This is a genomic window from Streptomyces sp. NPDC043176, from assembly GCF_056436715.1.
The window spans coordinates 243368-270161 of sequence record NZ_JBWKCA010000009.1 but is presented as its reverse complement, the minus strand read 5'-3'; the positions used below and the strand labels follow the sequence as shown (position 1 = coordinate 270161).

Below are 26794 nucleotides of genomic sequence, written 5' to 3'. Positions count from 1 at the left end.
GGTGAGGGATGACGTGAGCGACAACTCTGTAGTACTGCGGTACGCGGACGGTGAATACACCTACCCGGTGGTCGAGAGCACCGTCGGCGACAAGGGCTTCGACATCGGGAAACTCCGAGCCCAGACCGGACTGGTCACCCTGGACAGCGGATACGGCAACACCGCCGCCTATAAATCCGCGATCACCTACCTCGACGGTGAGCAGGGCATTCTGCGGTACCGCGGCTACCCCATCGAGCAGCTTGCGGAGCGCTCCACCTTCCTTGAGGTGGCGTACCTGCTGATCAACGGTGAGCTGCCCAAGGTCGACGAGCTGGCGACCTTCAAGAACGAGATCACGCAGCACACGCTGGTCCACGAGGACGTCAAGAACTTCTTCCGCGGCTTCCCGCGGGACGCCCACCCGATGGCGATGCTGTCCTCGGTGGTCTCCGCGCTGTCCACCTTCTACCAGGACAGCCACAACCCGTTCGACGAGGAGCAGCGCCACCTCTCCACGATCCGGCTGCTCGCCAAGCTGCCGACGATCGCGGCGTACGCGTACAAGAAGTCGATCGGCCACCCCTTCGTCTACCCGCGCAACGACCTCGGGTACGTCGAGAACTTCCTGCGCATGACCTTCTCGGTCCCGGCGCAGGAGTACGACCTGGACCCGGTCGTCGTGAACGCGCTCGACAAGCTGCTGATCCTGCACGCGGACCACGAGCAGAACTGCTCGACCTCCACCGTGCGTCTGGTCGGCTCCTCGCAGGCGAACATGTTCGCCTCGATCTCCGCCGGCATCTCGGCCCTGTGGGGCCCGCTGCACGGTGGTGCCAACCAGTCGGTCCTGGAGATGCTCGAGGGCATCAAGGCCAACGGCGGCGACGTCGACTCCTTCATCCGCAAGGTGAAGAACAAGGAGGACGGCGTCCGCCTGATGGGCTTCGGCCACCGGGTGTACAAGTCCTTCGACCCGCGCGCCAAGATCATCAAGGCGGCGGCGCACGATGTCCTCTCGGCCCTCGGCAAGTCCGACGAGCTGCTCGACATCGCGCTCAAGCTGGAGGAGCACGCGCTCTCCGACGAGTACTTCGTCTCGCGCAACCTCTACCCGAACGTGGACTTCTACACGGGTCTGATCTACCGCGCCATGGGCTTCCCGACCGAGATGTTCACGGTCCTCTTCGCCCTCGGCCGCCTTCCGGGCTGGATCGCCCAGTGGCACGAGATGATCAAGGAGCCCGGCTCCCGCATCGGCCGTCCGCGCCAGATCTACACCGGCGAGGTCCTCCGCGACTTCGTCCCGGTCGAGTCCCGCTGACGCGGACCCCACCCGACGCGCCCGGCGAGTGAGCCGAAGGGGCGCGTCGGCGTCGAGACGACGAACGCGCGCGGGCCCGACGAAGGAGGGTCGAGCACGATCGTCGTCTCGACACCGGCTCCAGCGCCCCGGAGGGGGAGCGAGCCTCGGAAGTAGCGAGAGGCGCCCCGCCGTCGATCCCCCCACGGGTCGACGGGCGGGGCGCTTCCCTTTTCCCGGTGCGGATTCCCCCCACGGGATCCGGGCCGGGCGTCTGCGGGTGTCTGCAGAAGCTACGCGGGTGGGGCGCGATGCGGTCTGCCGGGGTACGTACGGGAGGGCCGCTCAAAGCTCCCCGGTGCACGTGCCCCGGCCAACGCTTGCCTGGAACGTCCCCCAAGACATTCCATGAACGTCCCCCAAGACGTTCTCGGCATCGCCCACTTAGACTCGCGAACAGCCCAGATGGTTACCCCCCAATATCTGTGATCTAGATCTCCTTGTGAAGGTCCTGTGCGTCACGTGTAGGTGAAATCACGTGAAGCGACGGAGACGAAGGCTGTTGGATACGACGAACACGGACGAAAAGGCCATGGCGAGGCCGGCGATCATCGGGTTCAGCAGACCGGCGGCCGCGAGGGGGAGTGCCGCGAGGTTGTAGCCGAAGGCCCAGCCGAGGTTCCCCTTGATCGTCGCCAGGGTCCGGCGGGCGAGCCGGATGGCGTCCGCCGCGACCCGCAGGTCGCCCCGGACCAGGGTCAGGTCGCTCGCCTCGATGGCCGCGTCCGTGCCCGTCCCCATCGCCAGGCCGAGGTCGGCGGTGGCGAGCGCGGCGGCGTCGTTGACCCCATCGCCCACCATGGCGACCGTCCGGCCCTCCGCCTGGAGCCGCCGTACGACCTCGGCCTTCTCCTCGGGAAGCACTCCGGCGACGACCTCGTCGATGCCCACCTCGGCCGCCACGGCGTCGGCGACCGCCTGGTGGTCGCCGGTGAGGAGCACCGGGCGCAGGCCCAGGCCGCGCAGCCGGGCGACGGCCTCGGCGCTGGTGTCCTTGACGGTGTCGGCGACGGTCAGGGTGCCCCGGGCGACCCCGTCCCAGGCGACGTGCACGGCGCCCGGCTCCGTCGTCGCGGGCGCCTCGACGCCCTCGGCCGCGAGCAGGGCGGCGCGCCCGACGAGGACGAGCCGGCCGTCGACGGAGCCGCGGACACCGAGGCCGGGCACGTTCTCGAAGGTCTTCGGTGCGGGGAGCTCTCCGCACCGCTCGGCGGCGCCGGCCGCGATCGCGCGGGCGACCGGATGCTCGGAGGAGTGCTCGAGGGCGCCCGCGAGCCGCAGCAGCTCGGTCTCGTCGGCGGAGTCCGTGCCGTACCGCCCGCCGTGCACGTGCACGCCGGTCAGCCGCATCCGGCCGGTGGTGACCGTCCCGGTCTTGTCGAGGACGACCGTGTCGACGCGGCGGGTGGACTCCAGGACCTCGGGGCCCTTGATCAGGATGCCGAGCTGGGCGCCGCGGCCGGTGCCGACCATGAGGGCGGTCGGGGTCGCGAGGCCGAGGGCGCAGGGGCAGGCGATGATCAGGACGGCGACGGCGGCGGTGAAGGCCGCGGTCGGGTCGTCCGTCAGGAGGAGCCAGGCGACGAGGGTGCCGAGCGCGATGAGCAGCACCACCGGGACGAACACGGCGGAGATCCGGTCGGCGAGCCGCTGCACCTCGGCCTTGCCGTTCTGGGCGTCCTCGACGAGCCGTGCCATCCGGGCGAGCCGGGTGCCGGCGCCGACCTCGGTGGCCAGGACGACGAGCCGGCCCGAGACGTTGACGCAGCCGCCGGTCACCGGGGAGCCCTCGGTGACGTCGAGCGGCAGCGACTCGCCGGTGAGCAGGGAGGCGTCGACGGCGGACGCGCCCTCGGTGACGGTGCCGTCGGTGGCGATCTTCTCGCCGGGACGTACGACGAAGAGGTCGCCGGTCCGCAGGTCGGCGACCGGGATCCGCGCCTCGGTCCCCGCGCGCAGCACGGTCACGTCCTTGGCGCCGAGTTCCATGAGGGCCCGCAGCGCCGCGCCCGCCTTGCGTTTGGCGCGGGCCTCCAGGTAGCGGCCGAGCAGGATGAAGGTGACGACGCCGGCGGCGACCTCCAGGTAGATCGAGGAGGAGGCGTGGGCGCGGTCGGCGGTGAGGTCGAAGCCGTGCCGCATGCCGGGCATGCCGGCGTCGCCGAGGAAGAGCGCCCAGAGCGACCAGCCGTAGGCGGCGAGGGTGCCGACCGAGACGAGCGTGTCCATGGTGGCGGCGCCGTGCCGCAGGTTGGTCCAGGCGGCCCGGTGGAAGGGCAGTCCGCCCCAGACCACGACGGGGGAGGCGAGGGTGAGCGACAGCCACTGCCAGTTGTCGAACTGCAGCGAGGGGACCATGGCGAGCAGGACCACGGGCGCGGAGAGCAGTGCCGAGACCGTGAGCCGCTGCCGGAGGGAGGCGAGCTCGGGGTCCGCCGACTCCGCAGGCTCGTCCTGGTCCGGCTCCGGAGGGGCGGGCTCCTCGGCCGTGTAGCCGGTCTTCACGACCGTCGCGATCAGCTCGTCGACGCCGACGTCCGGCGCGTGTTCGACATGCGCCTTCTCGGTGGCGTAGTTGACGGTGGCGGTGACGCCGTCCATCCGGTTGAGCTTCTTCTCGATGCGGGCGGCGCAGGAGGCGCAGGTCATCCCGCCGATCGTCAGCTCGGTGGCGGTGGTGCTGGGCATGTGCGGTTCCAAACGGGAGCAGGGCCGTACCAGGTAACGGTACGACCCTGCGAAGCCCTGTCCGACGGTGTCAGACCAGCTCGTAGCCGGCCTCGTCGACGGCGGCGGCCACGGCCTCGCGGTCGAGGGCGGTGTCGGAGACGACGGTGACCTCGCCGGTCTTGGCGACGGCGGTGACGGAGGAGACGCCCGGGAGCGCGGAGATCTCGCCGGAGACCGCGCCCTCGCAGTGGCCGCAGGTCATGCCCTTGACCTGGTAGACGGTGGTGAGTTCGGTCTTCGTCTCTGCGGACATGGCGCGCTCCTCCTGGGGGATTCAGGCTCTTACGATACCGAGATTATACCCCTAGGGGGTATGAATTCCACTCGGGGCGAGCGGCGGACGGCGGGGCGTCCGGGTGGTGGGCGGGTGCTCGTGCACGACTGGACCTCCGAGTCCCTCCGTCGGCCGGGTGTCCGGCCGGGGCTCATGATAAACACCCGATATGTCGCATTCGGGGACCACGCTCATCCTGATCATGACGATCGCCGTCCTGGCGCCGCTGCTCGCCTACGGGGTGGGCCGCAGGCTCCCCGTGCCCCTCGTCATCTTCGAGATCCTGCTCGGCATCCTCATCGGCCCCGACGTCCTCGACTGGGCCCGCCCCGACGCGCTGATCGACGGCCTCTCGCAGCTCGGCCTCGCCATGCTGATCTTCCTCGCGGGGTACGAGATCGAGTTCGGCAAGGTCCGCGGCGACACCCTCAGGCGCTCGGTGTGGGCCTGGGTGGCCGCCCTCGCCCTCGGCCTCTCCACCGGCGTCCTGCTCGGCGGCGGCTACACCAAGGGCGTCTTCGTCGGCGTCGCCCTGACCAGCACCGCGCTCGGCACCGTCCTGCCCGTGCTGCGGGACGCCGGCGAGCTCCACGGGCGGTTCGGCTCGGTCGTCATGGCCTTCGGGGCCGTCGGCGAGTTCGGGCCCATCATCGCGATGGCGCTGCTGCTCAGCGGACGGGGCGCCGCCGAGTCGACGGCGCTCCTCGCCGTCTTCGCCGCGCTCACGGCCGGCGCCGTCTACTGGGCGCTGCGGCCCCGCCCGCCCTGGTTCTCCAAGGTCATCGCCAAGACCCTGCACAGCAGCGGCCAGTTCGCGGTCCGGTTCGTCTTCCTGCTGCTCGCGCTGATGCTCGGGGCGTCGACGGCGCTCGGGCTCGACATGCTCCTCGGCGCCTTCGCCGCCGGGCTCATCACCCGGCTCGTGCTGACCGGGGCCGCGCCGGACTCCGGGCCGGAGATCCTGGAGAAGATCGAGGGCGTCGGCTTCGGCTTCCTCGTCCCGGTCTTCTTCGTCGTCACCGGGATCGAGTTCGACCTCGACTCGCTCCTCGCCGGGGGCAGGACCCTGCTCCTGCTGCCGGTCTTCCTGCTGCTCTTCCTCGCCGTGCGCGGCGGCCCCATCCGGTTCCTCGCGCCGCGCGACCTCGACCGCAAGGACCGGACGGGGCTCGTGCTCTACGGCTCCACCGCGCTGCCGCTCGTCGTCGCGATCACCACGATCGGCGTGGACGACAAGGCGATGACGGCGGGCGAGGCGGCCGCGCTCGTCGGGGCGGCCATGATCTCCGTCCTCGTCTTCCCGCTGCTCGCGCTGCGGCTGCGCGCGCGGGCGGGCGAGAAGACGCCGCCCTCCGACGCCGCCAGGGGGTCGGAGGCGTGGTGAGGGTCACGGGGCCGTCGGTGGGTCGGGGGTGCGGTGAGGGCTGCCAGCGGATCGGGGGCGCGGTGAGGGTGACGGGGGGGTCGTCAGTGGGTCGGGGGCGCGGTGAGGGCGGCGGGGGCCGTCCCGTCGGCCAGCGGGCCGAGGTAGCGCAGCAGGACCGTCTTCAGCTCGGCGATCGTCGCCTGCCGTTCGGCCCCCGCGGGCGCCGCGAGCACCAGCCCCAGGCCGCCCTTGAAGATCGCGAACGTCATGTCGGCGATGCGGGAGCGCTCCGCGGCGGTCAGCGCGGGGGCGTAGTGCGCGAGCACCTCCTGCACGCTGGTGAGCAGCGAGGCGTGGAGGGCGTCGTGCTCCTCGGCGATCCGGCCGGGCACCTCGGATCCGTGCATCAGGGCGAGGAAGACGGGGTTCGCGCAGTTGAACTCGATCATCGGGTCGACCACGACGTCGAGCAGCTCGGGCAGCGGCAGGGCCAGGTTCTCGGGGGTGAACGCCTGGCCGTGGGCCGCCCGCATCTCGTGCAGGAGGCGCCCGCCGAGCTCGATGGCGATGGCCTCCTTGTTCGGGAAGTACTGGTAGAGCGTGCCGGGCGACACGTGCGCCTCGCGGGCGATCGCGTTGGTGCTGGTCGCCGTGTAGCCGTTCGCGCAGAAGACGCTCGCGGCGGCGGAGAGCAGCTGCGCGATGCGGCGCTCGCCACGCGCCTGGCGGCGGCGCGGCTTCGGTTCCTCGGGCATGTCTTCGGACATGACTGTCCCCAGATCTCCTCGACACGTTTGACAAACACGAGAGGTCGCTCGCATTCTTGGAAAATGCGAGTGATCACTCGTGTTTGCCAGTCTATGGCAATGGGCGACCCATGCGACCTGCCGGGAAGCGAGCGCAGGGGTCAGGTGAAGGGGACACCGCGGCATGGCCGAAGTCAAGAAATCAGCGTCCGGCGGGGCCGGAGTTCCAGGTCAGGGGCGATCTGCGGGCGGTGGATGGACGCGGTTCGTGACCGCCAGGCCGCGCCTCACCCTCCTCGTGGCGCTCGTGCTCACCGCCCTCGCCGTCCTCGCCGGCGGCGGGGTCGCCGACCGCATGGGCAGCGGCGGCTGGGAGGACCCGACCGCCGAGTCCACGTACGCGACCCAGGCGCTGGAGCGGGAGTTCCCCGGCTCCCAGCCGAACCTGCTCCTCCTCGTCGACACGGCGGACGCCGGGGCGGCGGGCGCGGCGGAAGCGACCGGAGCCGGTCCGGCCGCCGGCGCGGCCGCCGTGGACGCGCCCGCCGTCGCCGCCGAGGCCAGGAGGCTCGCCGAGCGGCTCGCCGCCGAGCCGGGCGTCGAGGGCGTCGGCTCCTACTGGTCCACCGGCTCGCCCGCCCTCCGCTCCGAGGACGGCCGCCAGGCGGTCATCGCCGCCCGGATCGCCGGCGAGGAGAAGGCGGCAGCCGCCGTCCTCGACCGGATCGCCCCCGAGTACCGCGGCACCCACGGGCCCGTCCGGGTCTCCCTCGGCGGCGACCTCGCCGTCCGCCACGAGATGCAGACCGTCATCCAGGAGGACCTGCTCCGGGCCGAGCTCATCGCCCTGCCCCTCACCCTCGTCCTGCTCGTCATGGTCTTCGGCAGCGCCGTCGCCGCACTGCTGCCGCTCGGCGTCGGCATCGTCGCCATCCTCGGAACCAACGCGGTGCTGCGCGGCATCACCGAGTTCACCGACGTCTCCGTCTTCGCGCAGAACCTGACGACCGCGCTCGGACTCGGACTCGCCATCGACTACGCGCTGTTCGTCGTCCGCCGCTACCGCGAGGAGCTCGCGGCCGGCGCCGACACGCACACCGCCGTCCGCACCACCCTGCGCACCGCGGGCCGGACGGTGCTCTTCTCCGCCCTCACCGTCGCCGTCTCGCTCTCCGCGATGCTGGTCTTCCCGCAGTACTTCCTGCGCTCCTTCGCGTACGCCGGCATAGCCGTCGTCCTGCTCGCCGCGACCGCCGCGCTCACCCTGCTCCCCGCGGCCCTCGTGCTGCTCGGCGACCGGGTCAACGCCCTGGACCTGCGGCGCCTCCTGCGCCGCGGCCGGCCGGAGAGCACCGGGGACGGCGCCGGCTGGGCACGGGCCGCCGCCCTCGTCATGCGCCGGGCGCCGGTCTTCGCCGTCCTCACCACCGCCGGGCTCGTCCTCCTCGGACTGCCCTTCCTCGGCGTGAAGTTCGGCACCGCCGACGACCGTCAGCTCCCCGTCACCGCCTCCTCCCGGATCGTCCAGGACCAGCTGCGGGACGGCTTCCCCGGCAATCCCGGCGGCGGGATCACCGTCCTCGCCGAAGGGCCCGCCACCCCCGCGCAGTACGCGGACTTCCGCGAGCGGATATCCGTCCTCGACGGCGTCGCCCGGGCCGACGGACCCGTGACCGCGGGCAGCGGCGGCGGACACGCCTACTTCACCGTCGTGCCCGAGGGCGAGACCGTCGGCGCGGAGGCCCAGCGGGTCGTCGGCGAGCTCCGCTCCGTCGCCGCCCCCTTCGACACCTCCGTCACCGGCCAGTCCGCCGTCCTCGTCGACTCCAAGGACGCCCTCGCCGAGCGGCTGCCCTGGGCGGCGGCGGTCGTCGTCCTCGCCACCCTGCTCCTCGTCTTCCTGCTCACCGGCAGCGTCGTCATCCCCGTCCAGGCCGTCGTCCTCAACGCCCTGAGCCTCACCGCGATGTTCGGCGCCGTCGTCTGGGTCTTCCAGGAGGGCCACCTTGCCGGACTCCTCGGCTTCACCTCCACCGGTGACATCGAGACGACCCTGCCCGTCCTCATGTTCTGCGTGGCCTTCGGACTCTCCATGGACTACGGAGTGTTCCTGCTCTCCCGCATCAAGGAGGAGTACGACGTCACCGGCGACCACGAGCACTCCGTCCGCTTCGGCCTGCGCCACACCGGCGGCCTGATCACCGCCGCCGCCGTGATCCTCGCCGTCGTCATGGTGGCCATAGGCACCTCCCGCGTCACCAACACCAAGATGCTCGGCCTGGGCGTCGCCCTGGCCGTCCTCATGGACGCGATGGTGGTCCGCAGTCTGCTCGTCCCCGCCGTCATGAAGCTGACCGGCCGCCTCACCTGGTGGGCCCCTGCGCCTCTGCGCCGCTTCCACGACCGCTTCGGCATCAGCGAGTCGGACGCGTCCGGTCCCGCGCCGGCCCCGGAGGGCCCCGCGGCGACGGGGGAGCGGCGGGAGACCGCGACCGCGCGGCGGTGAGACGGCACGGCGCCGGGCCCGGAGCGTTCCGGACCCGGCGCCGTGCCCCCGCGCGGGGCGGGATCTCAGTCGCGGCGGGCCCGGTTGCCGGGGCGGTTGGCGACCCAGGCGTGGATCGTGTCCGCGTACCAGTAGGGCTTGCCCGACTCCACCTGGTCGGGCGGGGGCAGCAGTCCGTGCTTCCGGTAGGAGCGGACCGTGTCCGGCTGCACCCGGATGTGCGCGGCGATGTCCTTGTACGACCAGAGCCTTCTGTCCGTCATGCCCGGTACCTCCCTGCGCGCCGCGCAGCGGTGGCATGGGGTGCCGTTCGGGGGCGCTGCGGGCGGGCGGTTGCGATCAAGCGATCAATGAGCGTGTTGCCCGGTGCAACGGCCTTGCCGACGGGAGGAGAGCGGCTGTCGACCGCCTGTGACGCAAAACCCGCGTAACGGAGATATGTGTGACGGTGAAGGGACCTGTGTGACGGAAGTGGCACACGCATCCACCGGTGTGTCCGCGTGCGTCACCCCTGGTCAGGCGAGTATGCGCCGGGCGTCGCACCCAGCCGTACGCCGGTCACGCGTCCTTCTCGTGCGCCGCCCCTTCACCCGCCGCCGCCCCGCACCCGCCCCCCGGCCCTGCGCCCCGCGCGCCCGCCCCGCGCCTCTCACACGCCGCAGGAGCGGAGGAAGCGCCGGGTGCGCAGGGCGATCGGGTAGGGGGCGTCGGGCTCGCAGGGGTACATGTCCTGCTCGACGATGGCGAACAGGTCCACGTCCAGGGCCCGCGCGGCGGCCAGCACCGGTTCGAGGGCGGGCACCCCGGACGGCGGCTCGCACATCACGCCCCGTGCCACCGCCGGCCCGAACGGCACCCCCTCGGCCACCACCCCCGCCAGCACCTCCGGGTCGACCTGCTTCAGATGGAGGTAGCCGATCCGCTCCCCGTAGGTCTCGATGAGCTTGACGCTGTCCCCGCCGGCGTACGCGTAGTGTCCGGTGTCCAGGCAGAGCGCGACGGCCTCCGGGTCGGTCGCGTCGAGGAAGCGCGTCACGCTCTCCTCGCCGTCCAGATGGGTGTCGGCGTGCGGATGGACCACGATCCGCAGTCCGTAGCGCTCGCGCACCTCCCGGCCCAGACGCTCCGTCAGCCGCGTCAGGTCCCGCCACTGCCCGGCGGTGAGCGTCGGGTCCTCCAGGACCTCGCCCGTCCGGTCGTCCCGCCAGAACGACGGGATGACGACCAGATGGGCGGCGCCCACGGCCTGGGCCAGGGCCGCGTTCTCGGCCACGTGCGCCCAGGTGCGGTCCCAGACGTCCGGGCCGTGGTGCAGCCCGGTGAAGACCGTCGCCGCCGAGACCCGCAGGCCGCGCCGCGAGGTCTCCTCCGCGAGGACGGCCGGATCGGTGGGCAGATAGCCGTACGGGCCGAGTTCGATCCACGTGTAACCGGCGCCCGACACCTCGTCGAGGAAACGCTGCCAGGGCACCTGGCGGGAATCGTCGGCGAACCACACCCCCCACGAGTCCGGGGCGGAGCCGACACGGATACGGGACGGTGCGGACGGTTTCGTCATGAATGCCACCCTGACCGGGGCCGGGGAGAGCGTCAAGACGGTCGTCCGGATGTCCGGACATGTCGTTGACAGCCCTCCCGGCCGACGACTAGACCTGGTGGCGGGGCCGGAGCCGAGAGGTGGCGGGTGGAGACGGAGCCGTACGAGCTGATCACCATGGGGCGCCTCGGCGTGGACCTGTACCCGCTGACCAGCGGCGTCGCCCTCGACCGGGTCGACAGCTTCGGCCGGTTCCTCGGCGGCTCCGCGGCCAACGTGGCCGTCGCCGCGGCCCGGCTCGGCCGCCGCACCGCGCTCGTCTCCCGCACCGGGGCCGACCCCTTCGGCACCTTCCTGCGCCGCGCGCTCCAGGACTTCGGCGTGGACGAGCGCTGGGTCACCGAGGTCGACGCGTACCCCACCCCCGTCACCTTCTGCGCGCTCTTCCCGCCCGACGACTTCCCCCTCTACTTCTACCGGCGGCCCCAGGCCCCCGACCTGGAGATCCACCCGCACGAACTGGACCTCGACGCCATCCGCGCCGCCCGGGTCTTCTGGGCGACCGGCACCGGCCTGTGCGCCGAGCCGAGCCGCACCGCGACCCTGGAGGCGCTGCGGGCCCGCGCGGGCCGCGGGACGACCGTCCTCGACCTCGACTGGCGACCGGTGTTCTGGGAGGACCCGGCGTCGGCCCGCCCGTACTACGCCGAGGCCCTCCGCCACGCGACCGTCGCCGTCGGCAACCTCGACGAGTGCGAGGTGGCGACCGGGGAACGCGACCCGGACGCCGCCGCCCGCGCGCTCCTCGCCACCGGCGCGGTCCGGCTCGCCGTCGTCAAGCAGGGCCCCGAAGGCGTCCTCGCGCTCTCCGCCGACGGGGCCCGCGCCGAGGTGCCGCCCCTGCCCGTGGAGGTGGTCAACGGCCTCGGCGCGGGCGACGCGTTCGGCGGGGCGCTCGTCCACGGCCTGCTCGCCGGCTGGGACCTCGAACGGGTCCTGCGCCACGCCGGCGCCGCCGGCGCGATCGTCGCCGGCCGCCTCCCCTGCTCCTCCGCCATGCCGTACGCCTCCGAGATCGCCGAAGCCCTCGCGACGGGCACGGGAACGATCCCCGAGAAGGGGTAGGGATCCGGCATGAGCCCCGACCGCCCCGCCCCCGGACCCGCCCCGAGCGCCGCCCCGCCCCGCTCCCTCCACCTGCCCGCGGGGACCGCCGCGCACGGCCCGTACACGGTCGACATCGACCCCGGGCGGGCCGGATGGACCTACTCCGCCCTCCGGGTGCTCACCCTCGGACCGGGGGAGACGCACGCGTTCGACAGCGGAGAAGGCGAATGGGTCGTGCTTCCCCTCGCCGGTGCCTGTAGCGTGCGCGTCGACGGCGAGATCCTCGAACTCCAAGGCCGCGCGAGCGTGTTCGACGGAGTGACCGACTTCGCCTACGTACCGCGCGACGCCCACGCCCAGATCGCCTCCGGCGCGGGAGGCCGCTTCGCTTTGGCAGGAGCGAAGTGCGAGCGACGACTCCCCGCCCGCTACGGCCCCGCGCCGGAGGTTCCCGTGGAGACCCGGGGCACCGGATCCCGCGCCCGCCGGGTGCGGAACTTCGCCTCGGCGGACGCCTTCGCCTGCGACCGGCTCATCGCCGTCGAGGTCGTCACCCCCGGCGGCCACTGGTCCTCCTACCCGCCGCACAAGCACGACGAGCACCGGCCCGGCGCCGAGTCCGTCCTGGAGGAGATCTACTACTACGAGATCGCCGGCCCTGGCGCCCTCGCCTACCAGCGGATCTCGCCCTCCCGGCCCGGCGGCGCGGACCTCCTCGCCGAGGTCCGCGACGGCGACGCCGTCCTCGTCCCGGACGGCTGGCACGGCCCGTCGATCGCCCAGCCGGGTCACGATCTCTACTACCTCAACGTCATGGCGGGTCCCGGACCCGAACGGGAGTGGAAGATCTGCTTCCATCCGGACCACACGGAGGGATACGCATGAGCATCCGGCTGACCGTCGCCCAGGCGCTCGTCCGCTTCCTCGCCGCCCAGCACACCGAGCGCGACGGTGAACGACGCCGTCTGATCGCCGCCACCTGGGGCGTCTTCGGACACGGCAACGTCGCCGGGATCGGCCAGGCACTGGTCGAGGAGGCCGACCGCATGCCCTTCCACCAGGGCCGCAACGAACAGGCCATGGTGCACGCCGCCGTCGGCTACGCCCGCCAGACGAACCGGCTCTCCGCGCACGCCGTCACCACCTCCATCGGCCCCGGCGCCACCAACCTCGTCACCGGTGCCGCCCTCGCCACGATCAACCACCTCCCGGTCCTGCTGCTGCCCGGCGACACCTTCGCCGGCCGCCCCGCCGACCCCGTCCTGCAACAGCTCCAACTCCCCCACGCCGGAGACGTGTCGGTCAACGACTGCCTGCGGCCCGTCTCCCGCTACTTCGACCGGATCGGACGGCCCGAGGCCCTCATCCCGGCCGCGCTCGCCGCGATGCGGGTCCTCACCGACCCCGTGGACACCGGCGCGGTCACCCTCGCGCTGCCCCAGGACGTCCAGGCGGAGGCGTACGACTGGCCGGACGAGTTCTTCGCCGAGCGGATCTGGCGGGTCCGCCGCCCCTCCCCGGACGAGCACGAACTGGCCGCGGCCGTCGCGGCGATCGGCCGGGCCACCCGTCCGCTGATCGTGGCCGGCGGCGGCGTCCGCTACAGCGGGGCCGAGGAGGCGCTCCACGACTTCGCCGCGCTGACCGGCATCCCCGTCGCCTCCACCCAGGCCGGCAAGGGAGCCCTCCCGCACCACCACCCCCAGGACGTCGGCGGCATCGGCCACACCGGCACCGCCGTCGCCGACCACCTGGCCCGCACCGCCGACGTCGTCCTCGGCGTCGGCACCCGCTGGACCGACTTCACCACCGCGTCCGGGACCCTCTTCGGCCACCCCGGCACGCGGTTCGTCAACCTCAACATCGCCGCCTTCGACTCCCACAAGATGGCCGCGCTCCCGCTCGTGGCGGACGCCCGCGAAGGCCTGGAACAGCTCCACGCGCTCCTCGACCCGCACCACGTCACCGCGCACTACGTCCACGAGTACGCCGAGGGGAAGCTCCGCTGGCAGACCCGCGTCGACGCCGCCTACGCCGCCCCCGACGAGGACGCCCGCCCCACCCAGGCCCAGGTCCTCGGCGTACTCGACACTCTGGTCGACGCCCGCGACATCCTGATCAACGCCGCCGGATCGCTCCCCGGCGACCTCCACAAGCTGTGGCGGCCCCGCTCCCCGGACCAGTACCACGTCGAGTACGGCTACTCCTGCATGGGCTACGAGATCCCCGCCGCCCTCGGCGTGCTGCTCGCCGCACCCGGCAGACCCGTCTGGGCCCTCGTCGGCGACGGTACGTACCTGATGAACCCCACCGAAATCGTCACCGCCGTGCAGGAGCGGCTGCCCCTGCGGCTCGTCATCCTGCAGAACCACGGCTACGCCTCCATCGGCGGCCTCTCCGAGGCCGTCGGCGCCGAGCGGTACGGCACCGACTACCGCCACCGTGACCCGGACGGCGGCTTCACCGGCGCGCCGCTCCCCGTCGACCTCGGCGCCAACGCCGCCTCCCTCGGGATGCGGGTGCTCCGCCCCCGCACCGTACGTGACCTGCGAGAAGCCCTCGCGGACGCACGACGGGCGGCCGTTCCCACATGTGTCTACGTCGAGACCGAAACGGCAGACACAGTGTCGGGCCCACCCCCGGCCCAGGCGTGGTGGGATGTGCCCGTGGCCGAGACGTCGACCCGCCCGTCGGCGGTCAAGGCCCGCGAGGAGTACGACCGGCACGTCACCGCCCGACGCCGCCATCTCTGAAGGAGTAACTCGTCATGACGAAGACCGTCCACCACTGGATCGGTGGCAAGACCGTCGAGGGCACGTCGGGGAACTGGGGCCCGGTCACCGACCCGGCCACCGGCGCCGTCACCACGCAGGTCGCGCTCGCCTCCGTCGAGGAGGTCGACGCCGCCGTCGCCGCCGCGAAGGACGCCTTCGCGACCTGGGGCACCTCCTCGCTCGCCCAGCGCACCACCATCCTCTTCAAGTTCCGCGCGCTCCTGGACGCCAACCGCGACGCGATCGCCGAGCTGATCGTCGCCGAGCACGGCAAGGTCCACTCGGACGCGCTCGGCGAGGTCGCCCGCGGCCTGGAGATCGTCGACCTGGCCTGCGGCATCACCGTCCAGCTCAAGGGCGAGCTCTCCACCCAGGTCTCCAACCGGGTGGACGTGGCCTCGATCCGCCAGCCCGTCGGCGTCGTCGCCGGCATCACGCCCTTCAACTTCCCGGCCATGGTGCCGATGTGGATGTTCCCGATCGCCATCGCGACCGGCAACACCTTCGTCCTCAAGCCGAGCGAGAAGGACCCGTCGCCGGCCATGAAGATCGCCGAGCTGCTCGCCGAGGCGGGCCTCCCGGACGGCGTCTTCAACGTCCTCAACGGCGACAAGGTCTCCGTGGACCGGCTCCTGGAGCACCCGGACGTCTCGGCGGTCTCCTTCGTGGGCTCGACCCCGATCGCCCGCCACATCCACACCACCGCCTCCGCCAACGGCAAGCGCGTCCAGGCGCTCGGCGGAGCGAAGAACCACATGCTGGTCCTCCCGGACGCCGACCTCGACGCCGCCGCCGACGCGGCCGTCTCGGCGGCCTACGGCTCCGCCGGCGAGCGCTGCATGGCGATCTCCGCCGTCGTGGCCGTCGGCGCCGTCGGCGACGAGCTGGTCCAGAAGATCCGCGAGCGCGCCGAGAAGATCAAGATCGGCCCCGGCACCGACCCCACCTCCGAGATGGGCCCGCTCATCACGGCCGTCCACCGCGACAAGGTCGCCTCCTACGTCACCGGCGCCGCCGCCGAGGGCTGCGAGGTCGTCCTCGACGGCACCGGCTACACCGTCGAGGGCCACGAGAACGGCCACTGGATCGGCCTCTCCCTCCTGGACCACGTGCCGACCACGGCCAAGGCCTACCAGGACGAGATCTTCGGCCCGGTCCTGTGCGTGCTGCGCGCCGAGACGTACGAGGAGGGCCTCGCCCTCATCAACGCCTCGCGGTTCGGCAACGGCACCGCGATCTTCACCCGCGACGGCGGCGCCGCCCGCCGCTTCCAGATGGAGGTCCAGGCCGGCATGGTCGGCGTCAACGTGCCGATCCCGGTGCCGGTGGGCTACCACTCCTTCGGCGGCTGGAAGGACTCGCTCTTCGGCGACCACCACATCTACGGCAACGACGGCGTGCACTTCTACACGCGCGGCAAGGTCGTCACCACCCGCTGGCCGGACCCGGCCGACGGCCCCACCGGCGTCGACCTGGGCTTCCCGCGCAACCACTGACGGGCGGCACCCGACGACGGCCCCCGGGGTGCTGACAGCACACCCCGGGGGCCGTCCCCGTGCCGGACGCCCCGCGTCACCCCTCGTCGAAGGTCCAGCCGAGCATCGCGAAGACCCCCTCGTCCGCCGCCCCCGCCGACCGGTACGTGGCGAGCGCCGCGTCGTTGTCCGTGTCCACCGGCACCCACGCGCCCCGGCAGCCCCGCGCCCGCGCCTCCGCCACCAGCGCCGCCGTCAGCGCCCGGCCGACCCCGCGCCGCCGGTGCCCCTCGTCCACCGCCAGCTCGTACAGGCACATCTCGACGCCCTTGTCCGGGTGGACCATCTCGATCCCGGAGACGAACCCCGCCGGGAAGCCGTCCTCCGCGTACGCGACCAGCATCAGATGACCGCCCGCCGCCAGGAACCGCTCGGCCCACTCCCGCCGCGCCGGCCCGTCGTACAGGTGCTCCGCCGCGACCAGTTCGGCCGCCGTCGTCGCCCGCCGGATCTCCATCCCGCACCTCCCGCCGCGCGCACCCCGGTGCGCGTACCGCGCCTGCTGTACGCGGACCGTAACGCGTACGACTCCAGGAGGCCGCCGAATTCCCCCTCGGGAGCGCCGCGACCGGGCCGCCGTCCCGCCTAGGCTCGACACCATGCGACTCCGAATCCCCCGGTGGGCCGCGGTCACCGCCGCGCTCGCCGTCCTCGCGGGCACCGGCACCTGGACCGCCGCCGCCTCGGACGATCCACCGCCCGTGCACCGTGCGGACCGGGTCCTGTCCGTCGACGGGGCACGGCTCGACACCTCGTACTTCACCGGCGACGGCACCGGACGACGGCCCGCGGTCCTCCTGGGGCACGGCTTCGGGGGCTCCAAGGACGACGTCCGCGCCCAGGCCGAAGGGCTCGCCCGCGACGGCTACGCCGTCCTGACCTGGTCCGCCCGCGGCTTCGGCGCCTCCACCGGCGAGATCGGCCTCAACGACCCCGCCCACGAGGTCCAGGACGTCCGGAAGCTGATCGACTGGCTCGCGGACCGCCCCGAGGTCCTCCTCGACGAGCCCGGCGACCCCCGCGTCGGCGTCACCGGCGCCTCCTACGGCGGCGCGATCTCCCTGCTCGCCGCCGGTCACGACGCCCGCGTCGACGCGATCGCCCCACAGATCACCTACTGGAACCTCGCCGACGCGCTCTTCCCCGAAGGCGTCTTCAAGAAGCTGTGGGCCGGGATCTTCTTCTCCACCGGTGAGCGGCCGGGCGCCCCGAACGCCGACGGATGCGGCCGGTTCACCCCCGAGGTCTGCGCCCTCTACCAGCGCGTCGCCGTCTCCGGGAAGCCCGACGCCGCCGCCCGCGCCCTCCTCGAAGCCCGCAGCCCGTCCGCCGTCGGCTCCGCGATCAAGGTGCCCGCGCTCCTCGTCCAGGGCCAGTCGGACTCCCTCTTCACCCTGGCGCAGTCCGACGCCATGGCCCGTACGCTCACCGCCAACGGCGCCCCCGTCGCCGTCGACTGGATCGCCGGCGGCCACGACGGCGGCGACCGGGAGACCGACCGCGTCGAACGGCGGATCGGCGCCTGGTTCGACCGCTGGCTGAAGCGCGACACCTCCGTCGACACCGGACCCGCCTTCCGGGTCAGCCGCACCGGCGGCGTCGACTCCACCGACGGGCGGGCCACGCTGCGCGCCGCGACCGCCGACCGCTACCCCGGTCTCGCCTCCGGCGCCACTACCGTCCCCCTCGCGGGCCCGCCGCAGACCTTCGCCAACCCGGCCGGCGCCGCACCGCCCGCCGTCTCGGCGGTCCCCGGCCTCGGCGGCGGACTCTCCGGCCTGTCCTCGCTGGGCGTCGGGCTCTCCCTCGACTTCCCCGGCCAGTACGCCCGCTTCGACGCGAAGCCGCAGACCACGGCCGTACGGATCACCGGAACGCCGACCGTCCGCGTCAAGGTGAGCTCCACCGCCGGCGACGGCTCGGCCGTCCTCTTCGCCAAGGTGTACGACGTCGGGCCCGACGGGCGGCAGCAGGTGCTGCCCTCCCAGCTCGTGGCCCCCTTCCGCGTCGACGACGCCCGGGCCGGCCGCGCCCTGTCGCTGACCCTGCCGGCGATCGACCACGAGGTGGAGGCCGGGCACCGGCTGCGGCTCGTCCTCGCCGCCACCGACCTCGGCTACGCCTCGCCGACGGTCCCGGCCACGTACACCGTCGCCGTCGAGGGCCCGCTCACCGTGCCCACCGCGCCCGGTCTGTCCACCCAGGCCGCCGCGCTGCCCTGGTGGGTGTGGGGCCTGCCGCTGCTGGGACTGGCCGCCGCGGCCGCCCTGCTGCTGACCGCCCGCCGCAGGACGGCCGCCCCCGCGCCCGACCCGGAACTCACCTCCGTACCGCTCCAGATCACCGGCCTGTCCAAGAAGTACAAGGGCGGCGACCGGTACAGCGTCCGTGACCTGTCCTTCCGGGTCGAGCAGGGGCAGGTCCTCGGTCTGCTCGGGCCGAACGGAGCGGGCAAGACCACCACCCTGCGCATGCTGATGGGCCTCATCACCCCCGACGAGGGGGAGATCAGGGTCTTCGGGCAGGCGATCCGGCCCGGCGCCCCGGTCCTCTCCCGGGTCGGCGCGTTCGTCGAGGGCGCCGGCTTCCTGCCGCACCTGTCGGGCCGGGAGAACCTGGACCTGTACTGGAAGGCCACCGGCCGTCCCGCCGAGGACGCCCACGCCGACGAGGCGCTGCGGATCGCGAACCTGGGCGGCGCACTCGAACGCGCCGTGCGGACCTACTCGCAGGGCATGCGGCAGCGCCTCGCCCTCGCCCAGGCCATGCTCGGCCTGCCGGACCTGCTGATCCTGGACGAGCCCACCAACGGACTCGACCCGCCGCAGATCCGGGAGATGCGCGAGGTGATGATCCGGTACGCGGCGGGCGGCCGCACCGTCATCGTCTCCAGCCACCTCCTCGCCGAGGTCGAGCAGTCCTGCACGCACCTCGTCGTCATGGACCGGGGGCAGCTCGTGCAGGCCGGGCCGGTCGCCGAGATCACCGGCTCGGGCGACACCCTGCTCGTCACCCTCGCCGGGGAGATCGACGACGCCCTCGTCGAGAAGACCGCCGCCCTGCCCGGGGTCGGCGCGGCCACGCGCGTCGACGGCGGACTCCTGGTCCGCCTCGACGGCGCCGACGCGACGGCCCTCATCGGCGAACTCGTCCGCCTGGACGTGCCGCTGACGGGGGTCGGACCGCACCGGCGTCTGGAGGACGCGTTCCTGACCCTGATCGGAGGAGGATCCGCATGAGCACCACCGGCACCCTCACGGGCGCGGCGGAGTCCGCCCCCGGCTACCGGGCGGGACGCACCCTGCCCCTGCGCGTCGAGGCGCTGCGCCAGTGGAAGCGGCGGCGCACCCTGGTGATGGGCGGCATCCTCGTCGCCCTGCCGTTCATCCTGGTCGCCGCGTTCGCCATCGGCGGGCCGGCGGACGGCGCCGGCAACGGCCGGATCACCCTGATGGACACGGCGACGACGTCCGGCGCGAACTTCGCCGCGACCTGCCTCTTCGTCTCGGCCGGCTTCCTCCTCGTCATTCCGGTGGCCCTGTTCTGCGGGGACACCGTCGCCTCGGAGGCGAGCTGGTCCTCGCTGCGGTACCTGCTCGCCGCGCCCGTCCCGCGGTCCCGGCTGCTCGCCTCCAAGCTGGCGGTCGCCCTCGGGTACAGCGCGGCCGCGATGCTCCTGCTGCCGCTCGTGGCCCTGACCGTCGGCACGGTCGCCTACGGCTGGGGGCCGCTGAGCCTGCCGACCGGAGGCGCGGTGCCGGCCGGGGAGTCGCTGCTGCGGCTCGGTGTCGCCGTCGCGTTCGTCTTCGCCTCCCAACTCGTCACGGCGGGGCTCGCCTTCTGGCTCTCCACCCGCACCGACGCCCCGCTCGGCGCCGTGGGCGGCGCCGTCGGCCTGACCATCGTCGGCAACGTCCTCGACGCCGTCACGGCCCTCGGCGACTGGCGCGACTTCCTGCCCGCGCACTGGCAGTTCGCCTGGATCGACGCGCTCCAGCCCCAGCTGGAATGGGGCGGCATGGTGAAGGGCACGGCGATCTCGCTCACGTACGCCCTGGTCCTGTTCGCGCTCGCCTTCCGTGGCTTCGCCCGCAAGGACATCGTGTCGTAGAGCTCCTACGGCCCGCTCACACCCACCCCCTTCGAGCCGCTTCCGCGCCCGCGCGGAAGCGGCTCGTCGTGCCGAGGACGGACATCAGCTCGCCGACGCGGCGGCTGTACGTCCGCGCCGACATGCCGAGCCGGGCCGCGGCCGTCTCGTCGGTGAGCCCGGACAGGAGGGCGTCGAGGACCAGCCGCAGCTGGGGCGGCAGATCGCTCGGCGGGGACGGGGGCGGGGGTCTGTAGGTCAGCTCCTCGGCCGCCGCCCAGAAGGTGTGGTGGGCACGGGCGAGGGCCTGCACCACCACCGGGTCCCGGATCAGCAGCAGCCCGTTGTAGAGCAGCTCCAGGTCGAGCGGGACCGCGGCCACCGTACGGTCGACGAGGATCATCTTGAACGGGATCGCGTCCGCCAGGCGGGCCCGGCCGGGGATCCGGAGCCCCCCTTCGAGCCGGGGCAGGGCGTGCTTCGGGACGATCCGTCTGACCTCGCCGGCCCGTTCCGCCGCGGCCCGCATGCACGCTCCCGCCAGCTCCAGGAACGGCCCGGGGATGGCGCAGCCCGCGGAGGCGACGGGGTCGTCGAAGGTCAGCAGCTCGTACCGGGTGGAAGCGGCCAGCCCGGCGAGCGCGGCGCTGATGCTCCGCGCGCCCCGGACCGGGCGCCCCGCGGGCCGCTGTCCCTCGGTCGCGGCCCGGTTCATCGCCGAACGGGCGAGCATCACGGAGCCCGCGCTCTCTGCCACCGCTGACCACCCCCGCCCGATCGATGTCCACTCCATGTACGCACGTGACTGCACACGGTGACAACCCCTGTTGAAAAGGATGGCGAATCCATGCCACCCCGGTGCGCCCCCGTCGCCGTTGCCGCATCGAGATCCATCCGCAACTCCTTCGACTGCTCCATCCGGACCTCTCGTTCGTCACATTCACAAGTGCCGTACGACGAGGGGGAGATGTCATGGAACGACCGAGCGCGACGGAGGCCCGCCGGAGCGGGGCCCGGTTCCCGGCCGCGATCGCGGCGCTGCTCGCGGCCGGACTGGCCGTCACGGGCTGTGGGGCGAGCGGCGACGGCGCGAGCGCCGACCGGGGGGTGAGGGAGGGCGGCAGGACCGCCCCGGCGGTCCCCGACGGCGGGCGCACCGGCACCACGCCGCCCGGGGAGGGCGAGCGGCGCTCGCCGGTGCCCGCCCCCGACCACCTGTCCACCTTCGCGCTGGACGTCGACACCGCGTCCTACGGCTACGCGCGCCGCGCGCTCGCCGAGGGGCGGCTGCCCGACCCGGCGACCGTGCGCCCCGAGGAGTTCGTCAACAGCTTCCGGCCCGACTACCCGCGTCCGGCGGACAACGGCTTCAGCGTGACCCTCGACGGGGCCCGCGCCGGGCGGGACGGCTGGTCCCTGGTCCGGGTCGGGCTCGCCACCCGGGGCGCGGACCGGTCCGCCGAACGTCCGCCCGCCGCCCTCACCTTCGTCGTCGACATCTCCGGGTCGATGGACGAGCCGGGGCGGCTCGACCTCGTCAAGGAGTCCCTCGGGCTGCTCACCTCCCGGCTCCGCGACGACGACTCGATCGCGCTCGTCACCTTCAGCGCCGAGGCCGAGACGCTGCTGCCGATGACCAGGGTGGGGGCGGACCGGACCCGGATCGAGGAAGTGGTGAAGTCGCTGGGGACGAGCTCGTCCACCAACGTGGAGGCGGGCGTCCGGACCGGGTACGACGTGGCCGTCGCCGGCCACCGCGAGGGCGCCACGAACCGGGTCGTGCTGCTCTCCGACGCGCTGGCCAACACCGGCGCCACCGAGGCGGAGACGATCCTCGCCCGGATCGAGGAGGAGCGCAGGGAGTACGGGATCACCCTGTTCGGCGTCGGAGTCGGCAGCGAGTACGGCGACGCGTTCATGGAGAAGCTCGCCGACAAGGGCGACGGGCAGACGACGTACGTCGCCGACTCGGCGCAGGCCCGCAAGGTCTTCGTCGACCAGCTGCCCGCGCACGTGGAGCTCCGCGCCCGCGACGCCAAGGCGCAGGTCGCCTTCGACCGGCGGACGGTCGAGAAGTTCCGGCTCGTCGGGTACGAGAACCGGGAGGTCGCCGACGAGGACTTCCGTGACGACCGGGTGGACGGCGGCGAGATCGGGGCCGGGCACACCGTCACCGCGCTGTACGCGGTCAAGACCCGGCCCGGCGTGACGGGGCAGGTCGCCACCGCCACCGTCCGCTGGCTCGACCCGGAGACCCGGGCGCCGCGCGAGCGGTCCGGTTCGGTCGGCACGGGCGCGCTGACCGCCGACATCTGGGGGGAGGGGCACGACAGCCTGCAACTGACGGCGATCGCCGCCTACTTCGCGGACGCGCTGCGCGGCGGCGACCTGCCGGGCGCGCCGGGTCTCACCGCGCTCGCGAACCGTGCCGGGGCGATCGCCGACCGGTCGGGTTCGGCGGTGGTCGGCGAGCTGACGGACGCCCTCCGGCAGGCCGGCGGGTTGCTCCCTCCGGGCGAGGGCGGGGGCGAAGGTCCTTCCAAGGAGGGCGAGTTGCGGTCGGGCGACCCGTACAGCTGATCCGTACGGCCGGGGCGTACCGGTCTCGCGTCCGGGGCGGGCGGCGGGCGAGAATGGCCGTATGGCCACGCTGCTGCTCGCCCTCGCCGTCGGATGCACCGGTCTCTACGCGGGATTCCTGCTGATCTTCCTGACCGGGATCATGCCCGCGCTCGCCCGCCTGACGGACGCGGAGTTCGTCCCGGCGATGCGCCGGATCAACGAGTGGGTGCCGAAGCCGGTGTTCCTCGCGGTCTTCCTCGGGGTGGTCGCCTTCCCCCTCGCCGCGTTCCTCGTGCCCGTCGACGGGCGTACGGACACCCAGAAGTGGCTGGTCCTGGCGGGACTCGTGGCCGCGGTCCTCAACCACGCGGTCACCGTGACGGGCAACGTCCCGCTCAACGTGGCGCTGGCCGCGGCGGAGGGCACCCCCGGCGACGACCCGGCGGCGGCGCGGACCGCCTTCGAGAAGCGGTGGAACGGCTTCCACCGCGTCCGCACGGTGCTGATCACCGTGTCGTTCGGCCTGCTCACCGCGGCCGCCGTGCTCTAGGGGACCCCGACCGGGAAACGGACCGCGACGCCGGCCGGGCTTCGTCGTGTCCGGAGCCGGCCGGGCACTGGACACGAGCTCCGCCCAGAAACCGAACCCCCGTGTCGGTTTCTGGCCGGAACTCGCGGTTCAGGGTGCCGTCACCCCCTGTGCGGACCCTGGTAAAGCGTACCTCCGAGTCCGGAAACAGTCTGTCGGGGGGTGCAGGTCTGCGCCAATGACGAAAACTTGACGCTTCTATACCCCCGTAAAAGGGGTGAATCACCCCGATATCCGAGTTCAGTATTCCGTACCATCCGGTTTCTTATTGACATGCCTACGGGGGTCTTTTCTAATCATCCAGAGGCCGTGGCGCGCGTAGACACCGCACAGACACTGAGGGGGCAAGGTGGACGTCCGGATCCTGGGGGGACTGTCGGTACGTGAGAACGGGGTGTCGATCACCCCGACGGCGGCCGCGCCCCGGCAGCTGCTCGCCCTGCTCACGGCCAGCGCCGACCAGGTCGTGCCCGTCACGGTCCTCACCGAGGAACTCTGGCCGTCCGGCGCGCCCCGCGCCGCACGCGCCGAACTCCAGGGACACATAGCGGAATTGCGCTCCCTCATCGCGAGCGCCCTGCGCGGCGCCGAGCCGGCCGAGCCGCGCCCCGGCTGGTCGGACCGGCGCACCGCCGACGCGATCCTCGTCGCCCAGCCCGGCGGCTACCGGCTCGACACCGGCGGCGGCGTCCACGACGTCTGGCAGTTCGAGCGGGCGGCCGGCGCCGGCTACCGCGCCATGGAGGCCGGCGACCTCCCGCGCGCCGCCCTCCGCCTCGGCGAGGCGCTCGCCCTCTGGCGCGGCGACCCCTACGCGGGGGTGGCCGCGGGACCCCGCATCCGCCGGGAGATCGAGCGCCTCGAAACCTCCCGGCTGAGCGTCCTCGACCAGTGGATCGAAGCCCAGCTCGGCCTCGGCCGGCACGCCGAACTCCTCTCCGAGCTCTCCGGACTCGTCGCCCGCTACCGCACCAACGAACCGCTGCACGCCCACCTCATGGTGGCCCTGCTGCGCTGCGGCCACCACGACGAGGCCCTCGCCACCTACGAACGGCTGCGCGGGGCACTCATGGGGGAGAGCGGCATGGAACCCTCGGCGCGGCTGCGCCGCCTCCACCGCTCGGTCCTCGCCGTCCGGCACACCACGGGCCGGCCCGTCTACGGCGCCCGCGTCCCCGCCCAGTACACCCCGGGACGCGCCCGACTCGTCCCGGCCGGATCGGTCGGCTGACGACACGACAGAGCGGCCTGGCAGCCGGGGGCGTCCGGCCGATCGGCGCCGGGGGACGCACCGGGGGAATGAAGTGCGGCAGGTCACCGTTGACCGACTCCCGAAGCCGAATTATTTTCGGCGAGCAGTGCGGGTTTCCTCCGAGGTGCCCGATTTCGCTCGACTACGGGGGTAGGGGCCATGACCTTGCACGGCGCGGACGGAGCCGGTGGTGCCGACGCGCTGCTCACGGTCCTCGAACTGATCGCCCGACAGGCCCCGCCCGCACACTTCGAGGCCCTCCTCGACGACGCCCGCCTCGCCGGTCTCGACGGCGACGGCCTCGCCCGCCTGGAGCGGGCCGTCGAACTCGCCGACCGCGTCCACGCCGGACGCGCACAGGACGCCCGCCGCGAGGCCGCCCTCGCCACGCTCACCGACACCGCCCGCGACCTGACCTTCTCCTACGACCTCGACAGCCTGCTGCGCGTCATCACCCGCCGCGCCCGGCGGCTGCTCGGCCTCGACCTCGTGTACGTGACGCTGCGCGCCCCGCACGGCGCCTGCTACGTCCACACCACCGAGGGCTCCCGCGCCGGTGCCGACCGCGCAGGCGGACCGCGTCTCGCCCCCGGCCTCAGGATCGTCGAGGGGTACGGGCTCGGCGGCGCCGTCCAGCTCCACGGCGAGCCCGTCTGGACCCCCGACTACCTCGCCGACGAACGCTTCGCGCCCTCCGGCTCCCTCGACGCCGGTGTCCACGCCCCCGCCTTCGACGAGGCGGCCGAAGCGGCCCTGCGGGCCGAGGGGGTGCACGCGATGATGGCCGCGCCGCTGCGCAGCGGCGACACCGTGATCGGCGCCCTGCACGGCGCGGACCGGCGCGTCCGCGACCACACCCCCGAGGAGGTCGGGCTCCTCGCGGCGCTCGCCGACCTCGCCGCGCTCGCCGTCGACAAGGCCGGGCTCCTCGACCGGACCCGCGCCGAGGTCTCCGAACTCGAACGGGACAGCTCCCGGGTGCGCACCAGCCTCACCCGCATGCGGCACGTCAGCGAGACCCACGGCCGCATCATGAACCTCGTCCTGTCCGGTGGCGACCTGTGCAACGTGGCCAAGGCGGCCGCCGACGCGCTCGACGCGACCGTGACGATCCGCGACCCGGGCGGCCGCTGCCTCGCCACCGCGGGCGACATCCCCGACCTCGACGAGGAGGCCGTCGCGAAGGCCTCCCTCGACGCGCACGCCCGCCGCCGCCCCGTCCTCGCCGACGACGACACCTGGGTCGCCCCGGTCATCGCCGGATCGGAGGACCTCGGCGGGCTCGTCGTCCGCGCCGCGAGCGGACTGACCGGCGAGGACGAGCGGCTCCTCGAACTCGCCGCCCAGGCCGTCGCCTTCCTCCTCCTCATGCGGCGCTCCACGGCCGTCGCCGAAGGACCCGTCCGCGACGAACTCCTCGACGACCTCATCGCCGACCCGCCGCACGCGCCGCAGCAGATCGCCCAGCGGGCCCGCCGCCTCGGCGTCGACCTGCGCAAACCGCACGTCCTCGTGGTCGCGAGGCCCGAGGGCGGCGAGCAGGGCCGGGCGGTGGTGTGGGCGTCCTCGTACGCGTACCGCCTCTCCGGCCTCAAGACCGTGCAGGGCGGCTGCATCGTGCTGCTGCTCCCCGGCATCGACGCCTCGGCCGCCGCCAAGGCCGTCGCCGCCGAACTCTCCCCGCTGCTCGGCCATCCCGTCTCCGTCGCCGCCGCCGGACCCGGCTGGAGCCCGGACGGCGTCGGGCGCATGTACCAGGAGGCCGGGCGCTGCCTGGACGCCATGAGCGCGCTCGGCGGGACCGGTTCGGCGGCCTCCGTGCAGGACCTGGGCTTCCTGGGGCTGCTGCTCTCCGACGACCACGACGTGGAGGGTTTCGTCGAGTCGGCGATCGGGCCCGTGCTCGACTACGACGCCGAGCGGTTCACCGACCTCACCCGCACCCTGGAGGCGTACTTCGCCTCCGGCGGCAGCCCCACGAACGCGGCCGAGGCGCTCCACGTCCACCCCAACACCGTCTCCCGCCGGCTGGAGCGGATCGGCGAACTCCTCGGCCCCGAATGGCAGAAGCCGGGCCAGGTCCTGGAGGTCCAGCTGGCGCTGCGCCTCCAGCGCACCCGCGAGGTCCTCGCCCAGGGCCGCGCCGCCGCCGACCCGTCCCGCCCGCAGCCCCCGCAGGACCGCACCCCCTGACGACCTGACGGCCTGACGGCCTGGCGAACCTGACGGCCTGGCGAACCTCACTGCCTGACGACGTGCCGGGTGACCGCCGCCCGGCCCGTTGGGGCGGGCCGGGGCGGTCGGGCAGGGCGCGACGGCCGGTGCGGGGAGCCCGGCCGGTGCCGGAGCGACTCGGCCGGGGCGGAGCGGTGGGGCCGGAGCGA

Annotated in this window: 20 protein-coding genes; 13 read left to right on the top strand and 7 right to left on the bottom strand. The window is 73.3% G+C overall.

Features of this window, described 5'->3' with window-relative positions; translation table 11 throughout:
• Positions 1–13: 13 nt before the first annotated feature.
• Positions 14–1303: a citrate synthase gene (locus tag AC067A_RS17805; RefSeq protein WP_250765284.1), complete on the top strand. Its 1290-nt coding sequence runs from the start codon at positions 14–16 to the stop codon at positions 1301–1303.
• A 513-nt stretch (positions 1304–1816) separates the two neighbouring features.
• Here the strand turns inward: AC067A_RS17805 and AC067A_RS17800 are convergent.
• Complete coding sequence (locus AC067A_RS17800) at positions 1817–4030, bottom strand: heavy metal translocating P-type ATPase (protein WP_479243390.1); 2214 nt, start codon at positions 4028–4030, stop codon at positions 1817–1819.
• A 70-nt stretch (positions 4031–4100) separates the two neighbouring features.
• Positions 4101–4325, bottom strand: coding sequence for a heavy-metal-associated domain-containing protein (locus AC067A_RS17795; protein ID WP_017237200.1), 225 nt, complete (start codon positions 4323–4325; stop codon positions 4101–4103).
• Between the two features lie 190 nt (positions 4326–4515).
• Here AC067A_RS17795 and AC067A_RS17790 point away from each other — a divergent pair, with 190 nt between their 5' ends.
• Complete coding sequence (locus AC067A_RS17790) at positions 4516–5730, top strand: cation:proton antiporter (RefSeq protein ID WP_479243389.1); 1215 nt, start codon at positions 4516–4518, stop codon at positions 5728–5730.
• Positions 5731–5813: 83 nt separating this feature from the next.
• On the opposite strand, the gene AC067A_RS17785 is transcribed toward AC067A_RS17790, so the two are convergent.
• A complete protein-coding gene (locus AC067A_RS17785; RefSeq protein ID WP_479243388.1) occupies positions 5814–6479 on the bottom strand; it encodes a TetR/AcrR family transcriptional regulator in 666 nt (221 codons plus the stop codon).
• 163 nt (positions 6480–6642) lie between these two features.
• Between AC067A_RS17785 and AC067A_RS17780 the strand changes: the two genes are divergently transcribed.
• On the top strand, positions 6643–8964 hold the full coding sequence (locus AC067A_RS17780) for an MMPL family transporter (RefSeq protein WP_479243387.1): 2322 nt from the start codon (positions 6643–6645) through the stop codon (positions 8962–8964).
• Between the two features lie 65 nt (positions 8965–9029).
• Here AC067A_RS17780 and AC067A_RS17775 read toward each other — a convergent pair whose 3' ends face one another.
• Positions 9030–9227 carry a helix-turn-helix transcriptional regulator gene (locus AC067A_RS17775; protein WP_479243386.1) on the bottom strand — a complete coding sequence of 66 codons (198 nt, stop codon included), beginning with the start codon at positions 9225–9227 and terminating at the stop codon, positions 9030–9032.
• 386 nt (positions 9228–9613) lie between these two features.
• On the bottom strand, positions 9614–10522 hold the full coding sequence (locus AC067A_RS17770) for a sugar phosphate isomerase/epimerase family protein (RefSeq protein WP_479243385.1): 909 nt from the start codon (positions 10520–10522) through the stop codon (positions 9614–9616).
• 156 nt (positions 10523–10678) lie between these two features.
• On the opposite strand from AC067A_RS17770, the gene iolC reads away from it, so the two are divergent.
• From iolC to mmsA, 4 genes are read left to right on the top strand one after another with little or no spacing between them, the layout of a single operon-like run.
• Positions 10679–11626, top strand: a complete 948-nt coding sequence (gene iolC / locus AC067A_RS17765; protein WP_479243436.1) for a 5-dehydro-2-deoxygluconokinase — start codon at positions 10679–10681, stop codon at positions 11624–11626.
• Positions 11627–11635: 9 nt separating this feature from the next.
• Positions 11636–12493 carry a 5-deoxy-glucuronate isomerase gene (gene iolB, locus AC067A_RS17760; protein WP_479243384.1) on the top strand — a complete coding sequence of 286 codons (858 nt, stop codon included), beginning with the start codon at positions 11636–11638 and terminating at the stop codon, positions 12491–12493.
• Positions 12490–14361, top strand: coding sequence for a 3D-(3,5/4)-trihydroxycyclohexane-1,2-dione acylhydrolase (decyclizing) (gene iolD, locus AC067A_RS17755; protein WP_479243383.1), 1872 nt, complete (start codon positions 12490–12492; stop codon positions 14359–14361). Before iolB ends, iolD begins: the two co-directional genes overlap by 4 nt.
• A gap of 14 nt (positions 14362–14375) precedes the next feature.
• Complete coding sequence (gene mmsA / locus AC067A_RS17750) at positions 14376–15878, top strand: CoA-acylating methylmalonate-semialdehyde dehydrogenase (protein ID WP_479243382.1); 1503 nt, start codon at positions 14376–14378, stop codon at positions 15876–15878.
• Positions 15879–15954: 76 nt separating this feature from the next.
• Here mmsA and AC067A_RS17745 read toward each other — a convergent pair whose 3' ends face one another.
• Positions 15955–16374, bottom strand: a complete 420-nt coding sequence (locus AC067A_RS17745) for an N-acetyltransferase family protein (protein ID WP_479243381.1) — start codon at positions 16372–16374, stop codon at positions 15955–15957.
• Between the two features lie 142 nt (positions 16375–16516).
• Between AC067A_RS17745 and AC067A_RS17740 the strand changes: the two genes are divergently transcribed.
• A complete protein-coding gene (locus AC067A_RS17740) occupies positions 16517–19156 on the top strand; it encodes an alpha/beta fold hydrolase (RefSeq protein ID WP_479243380.1) in 2640 nt (879 codons plus the stop codon).
• The gene (locus AC067A_RS17735; RefSeq protein ID WP_479243379.1) at positions 19153–20028 is read left to right on the top strand and encodes an ABC transporter permease; all 876 of its coding nucleotides are present in this window, start codon (positions 19153–19155) and stop codon (positions 20026–20028) included. Before AC067A_RS17740 ends, AC067A_RS17735 begins: the two co-directional genes overlap by 4 nt.
• Before the next feature lie 16 nt (positions 20029–20044).
• Here AC067A_RS17735 and AC067A_RS17730 read toward each other — a convergent pair whose 3' ends face one another.
• On the bottom strand, positions 20045–20764 hold the full coding sequence (locus tag AC067A_RS17730) for a helix-turn-helix domain-containing protein (RefSeq protein ID WP_479243378.1): 720 nt from the start codon (positions 20762–20764) through the stop codon (positions 20045–20047).
• Positions 20765–20979: 215 nt separating this feature from the next.
• Between AC067A_RS17730 and AC067A_RS17725 the strand changes: the two genes are divergently transcribed.
• The 4 genes from AC067A_RS17725 (at position 20980) to AC067A_RS17710 (ending at position 26603) form a co-directional block, all read left to right on the top strand.
• On the top strand, positions 20980–22587 hold the full coding sequence (locus tag AC067A_RS17725; protein ID WP_479243377.1) for a vWA domain-containing protein: 1608 nt from the start codon (positions 20980–20982) through the stop codon (positions 22585–22587).
• Positions 22588–22648: 61 nt separating this feature from the next.
• On the top strand, positions 22649–23119 hold the full coding sequence (locus AC067A_RS17720; protein ID WP_479243376.1) for an anthrone oxygenase family protein: 471 nt from the start codon (positions 22649–22651) through the stop codon (positions 23117–23119).
• 388 nt (positions 23120–23507) lie between these two features.
• Complete coding sequence (locus AC067A_RS17715) at positions 23508–24389, top strand: AfsR/SARP family transcriptional regulator (RefSeq protein WP_479243375.1); 882 nt, start codon at positions 23508–23510, stop codon at positions 24387–24389.
• 180 nt (positions 24390–24569) lie between these two features.
• Positions 24570–26603 (top strand): helix-turn-helix domain-containing protein, encoded by a 2034-nt coding sequence (locus AC067A_RS17710; RefSeq protein WP_479243374.1) that lies wholly within the window; start codon positions 24570–24572, stop codon positions 26601–26603.
• The last annotated feature ends 191 nt before the right edge of the window (positions 26604–26794 follow it).

Excerpts from the sequence above, each read along its gene's own strand:
- AC067A_RS17800 (WP_479243390.1), bottom strand. The coding sequence starts at position 4,030 with ATGCCCAGCACCACCGCCACCGAGCTGACGATCGGCGGGATGACCTGC.
- AC067A_RS17795 (WP_017237200.1), bottom strand. The coding sequence starts at position 4,325 with ATGTCCGCAGAGACGAAGACCGAACTCACCACCGTCTACCAGGTCAAG.
- AC067A_RS17790 (WP_479243389.1), top strand. The coding sequence starts at position 4,516 with ATGTCGCATTCGGGGACCACGCTCATCCTGATCATGACGATCGCCGTC.
- AC067A_RS17785 (WP_479243388.1), bottom strand. The coding sequence starts at position 6,479 with ATGTCCGAAGACATGCCCGAGGAACCGAAGCCGCGCCGCCGCCAGGCG.
- AC067A_RS17780 (WP_479243387.1), top strand. The coding sequence starts at position 6,643 with ATGGCCGAAGTCAAGAAATCAGCGTCCGGCGGGGCCGGAGTTCCAGGT.
- AC067A_RS17775 (WP_479243386.1), bottom strand. The coding sequence starts at position 9,227 with ATGACGGACAGAAGGCTCTGGTCGTACAAGGACATCGCCGCGCACATC.
- AC067A_RS17770 (WP_479243385.1), bottom strand. The coding sequence starts at position 10,522 with ATGACGAAACCGTCCGCACCGTCCCGTATCCGTGTCGGCTCCGCCCCG.
- iolC (WP_479243436.1), top strand. The coding sequence starts at position 10,679 with ATGGGGCGCCTCGGCGTGGACCTGTACCCGCTGACCAGCGGCGTCGCC.
- iolB (WP_479243384.1), top strand. The coding sequence starts at position 11,636 with ATGAGCCCCGACCGCCCCGCCCCCGGACCCGCCCCGAGCGCCGCCCCG.
- iolD (WP_479243383.1), top strand. The coding sequence starts at position 12,490 with ATGAGCATCCGGCTGACCGTCGCCCAGGCGCTCGTCCGCTTCCTCGCC.
- mmsA (WP_479243382.1), top strand. The coding sequence starts at position 14,376 with ATGACGAAGACCGTCCACCACTGGATCGGTGGCAAGACCGTCGAGGGC.
- AC067A_RS17745 (WP_479243381.1), bottom strand. The coding sequence starts at position 16,374 with ATGGAGATCCGGCGGGCGACGACGGCGGCCGAACTGGTCGCGGCGGAG.
- AC067A_RS17740 (WP_479243380.1), top strand. The coding sequence starts at position 16,517 with ATGCGACTCCGAATCCCCCGGTGGGCCGCGGTCACCGCCGCGCTCGCC.
- AC067A_RS17735 (WP_479243379.1), top strand. The coding sequence starts at position 19,153 with ATGAGCACCACCGGCACCCTCACGGGCGCGGCGGAGTCCGCCCCCGGC.
- AC067A_RS17725 (WP_479243377.1), top strand. The coding sequence starts at position 20,980 with ATGGAACGACCGAGCGCGACGGAGGCCCGCCGGAGCGGGGCCCGGTTC.
- AC067A_RS17720 (WP_479243376.1), top strand. The coding sequence starts at position 22,649 with ATGGCCACGCTGCTGCTCGCCCTCGCCGTCGGATGCACCGGTCTCTAC.
- AC067A_RS17710 (WP_479243374.1), top strand. The coding sequence starts at position 24,570 with ATGACCTTGCACGGCGCGGACGGAGCCGGTGGTGCCGACGCGCTGCTC.